This is a genomic window from Acinetobacter sp. 228 (assembly GCF_048147885.1).
Window position 1 is genome coordinate 1 of the sequence record NZ_JAYWYV010000057.1, and the last position, 2522, is coordinate 2522.

The following is a 2522-nucleotide window of genomic DNA, read 5'->3' on the forward strand; positions in this document are numbered from 1 at the left end:
GAAGCGCATAATATCTCAGCACTGATCTATATGATTTCTCAAGGCAGCAGTAAAGCTCGTGAATTACTCAAAGGCGCGCACCGAGCCGATGCGGATATTATTTTGACTGCTAATATTTTGATGCATATTGTCTATCATTTAAATATTCAAGACATTGAAGAGCTTTACCGAGTTTCTGAAGAAGCACGTATCCCTACGACTATTAATTTTGGCAAGCATAAAGGTACAGCTATTGCTGAACTCCCTAAAGACTATATTCAATGGCTATTGCGCCAAGACGAGCTGGACGTTTACCTACGTAAAGCATTAGAAAGTGCATTTTAACGGCCTAAATAGATGATATTCATAAATTCTTCATCATATTGTCATTTTTGAGTTTTATCGTTAGCCCCATTTATATTTTATTAAGAACAGTACTGTTTGATAGAAAAAATCAAACAGGCTGCTTCATTTTTATATTGGGGAAAAATGATGGCTGGTTTTTATCGAACCAATTTGGGAAGAGTCGCGCTTCAACAACGTAATATTGCTTTAAATGCCAAACAAAGACGTTTACTTCTATTAATTGATCATGAAGATTTTCAAACTCTCAATACCGAGTTTAAAAAACGCATTGCTCCACCAGAACTCATTCAACAACTTATTGACTTAAAGCTTATTGCCCCTATTAGCGAAAACGATTCAGAATTTACTGAACAAATACCTCTCTCAGAATCACCTACCACGAGTTTAGAAGTAAAAGCGCAACAAAAAAGCACCATAGATGAAAATGAAAGTGCCGATTTGACTGGAGAAATTAAAGTTTCTCTAGAACCATCATGCCATTCTTCAAATATTGAAAATACTCAGCCACCAATTCCTGTTCAACAACTTACTTTTGAAGAAATACAACTATTAATGAAACAAAGCTTAAGCCAATACTGTGGGCTTATGGCCAAACCACTTATTCAAAAAATAGAACAAATTAAAAATCTTCAAGAACTAAAAATGTGCCAAATGCAATGGATTACCAGTTTGCAAGAGTCAAGGATTCCCCCTCATGAGCTCGCACATACGCTTCACTCTATTAATTATTCAATTCAGCTCATTCAGCAAAAGAACTAAAACATAACAAGCTGCTGTTTAATTAAGCATTAAATTCACTTGGTACGTATTTCGTGCTTTACCTGCAAGTGTTTTTTTCCTATGATGTGCCCCACACACGCGCTCGTAGCTCAGTTGGATAGAGTACAGGTTTCCGAAGCCTGGGGTCGTGGGTTCGATCCCCGCCGAGCGCACCAATCTATTTTACAAAATCAATAACTTAACTATATTTTGGCGTATATTTGGCGTAATGCGCTATTTATCCACAGGTTTAGAGGTAATTTTGCTTCTTATCAAAGGTCCATCTTTTACCGTTGTAAGTCACAGTGCCATCTAAATTAATCGGCAACTCTTTTAATGAGTAGTCATAGATTTTAAGAACATTCCCGTTCTTATCTAAATCAGCGGGTAGATTGCAAGTATTTTCCATCCTGCCCGCTTCCGAAACCATGATCATGACTTGAGACATCACAAAGCCCTTACACAAATAGAGACATTAACGTTACTATTAATAGTATGAGCTGTGCAACCTGAGAAGATTAAACACAGCAATGTGATGATTGATGCAACTTTGGTACGCTTACACATATAAGTTACTTCTTTAAAAAGAGTGCTCGTTCAGCTTCTCGGCGACGAACTAGGCCCTTCATAACTTTGCCACCTGCTTTGTTCCAAACTAGGAATTGATCGGCAGCGCCTTGATAATCACCTTTGTTGAGTTTCTTTAACAAAGTCGAATTCTTAAATGCACCTGAACCAATGTTGTATGTCAGCGACACCAACGCATCAAACTGATTTTGAGTTAAAGGTACAGTTACCGATTCATTTACAGTCTTTTCAAATTTGGCTAAGTCATGCTTAAAGTAAGTCTTAGCTTGCTCAGGTGTACAAGTATCCCCTTTTTTTACCTTCACACCATTTGGATAAGCTGTGGTGCCAGTGCCAATAGTCCAGACCCCTACACCATCATCATAAGCTGTGAATCGTGTGCCTTCAAAATCTGAGATTAGATCTACACCAACATCACTTGTGGTTTTTCCAACTGGCACAAGTTTATCAACCACTTTATTTAAATCATCTACTTGTGCCTGTGTAAGCTTGCCGCCTGCAATTACTCGGGCAGCATCGAAGAATGGTTTAGTTGTCATTGGATTCACCTTTCTTTTTCTCTAATTCAGAACTACCAAAATAAAACCCACATGCTGTTGTCATAGCCCCAGCAATAAAACCCAATGCCGTATTAATCAGATTGCTATTTTCACGTGGCATATCCACAAAAAATAAAGCAATCACTAGAACAAACATTAATCCCACCAATGCGAAAGCTAGATAAGCTCGGGTATTTTCACTGTTCATCTTTTTGCTTCCTCCAACCGTGATACTTTCTCTTTAATTAAAGACTGGTCTTGGCTTAATTGAATAATTGAAGATCCAACCCA

The 2522-nt window shown here is 37.9% G+C and carries 5 protein-coding genes and 1 tRNA gene; 3 read left to right on the forward strand and 3 right to left on the reverse strand.

From position 1 onward, the window contains the following. From VXQ92_RS15695 to VXQ92_RS15705, 3 genes are all read left to right on the forward strand, one after another. Positions 1–324: putative quorum-sensing-regulated virulence factor (locus tag VXQ92_RS15695; RefSeq protein WP_416682425.1), on the forward strand; the 324-nt coding region annotated here is incomplete at its 5' end. A gap of 144 nt (positions 325–468) precedes the next feature. Continuing rightward, the gene (locus VXQ92_RS15700) at positions 469–1104 is read left to right on the forward strand and encodes a hypothetical protein (RefSeq protein ID WP_162281684.1); all 636 of its coding nucleotides are present in this window, start codon (positions 469–471) and stop codon (positions 1102–1104) included. A gap of 99 nt (positions 1105–1203) precedes the next feature. Further along, positions 1204–1280 (forward strand) — tRNA-Arg (locus VXQ92_RS15705). Between the two features lie 74 nt (positions 1281–1354). On the opposite strand, the gene VXQ92_RS15710 is transcribed toward VXQ92_RS15705, so the two are convergent. The 3 genes from VXQ92_RS15710 to VXQ92_RS15720 all read right to left on the reverse strand — a co-directional run bounded on the left by VXQ92_RS15710 (position 1355) and on the right by VXQ92_RS15720 (position 2439). Then, positions 1355–1552: a hypothetical protein gene (locus tag VXQ92_RS15710; protein WP_000084539.1), complete on the reverse strand. Its 198-nt coding sequence runs from the start codon at positions 1550–1552 to the stop codon at positions 1355–1357. Positions 1553–1676: 124 nt separating this feature from the next. Beyond that, positions 1677–2231 (reverse strand): lysozyme, encoded by a 555-nt coding sequence (locus tag VXQ92_RS15715; protein ID WP_416682426.1) that lies wholly within the window; start codon positions 2229–2231, stop codon positions 1677–1679. Continuing rightward, positions 2221–2439 carry a hypothetical protein gene (locus VXQ92_RS15720; RefSeq protein WP_001083663.1) on the reverse strand — a complete coding sequence of 73 codons (219 nt, stop codon included), beginning with the start codon at positions 2437–2439 and terminating at the stop codon, positions 2221–2223. Before VXQ92_RS15720 ends, VXQ92_RS15715 begins: the two co-directional genes overlap by 11 nt. Between the last annotated feature and the right edge of the window lie 83 nt (positions 2440–2522).

Excerpts from the sequence above, each read along its gene's own strand:
- VXQ92_RS15700 (WP_162281684.1), top strand. The coding sequence starts at position 469 with ATGATGGCTGGTTTTTATCGAACCAATTTGGGAAGAGTCGCGCTTCAA.
- VXQ92_RS15710 (WP_000084539.1), bottom strand. The coding sequence starts at position 1,552 with ATGTCTCAAGTCATGATCATGGTTTCGGAAGCGGGCAGGATGGAAAAT.
- VXQ92_RS15715 (WP_416682426.1), bottom strand. The coding sequence starts at position 2,231 with ATGACAACTAAACCATTCTTCGATGCTGCCCGAGTAATTGCAGGCGGC.
- VXQ92_RS15720 (WP_001083663.1), bottom strand. The coding sequence starts at position 2,439 with ATGAACAGTGAAAATACCCGAGCTTATCTAGCTTTCGCATTGGTGGGA.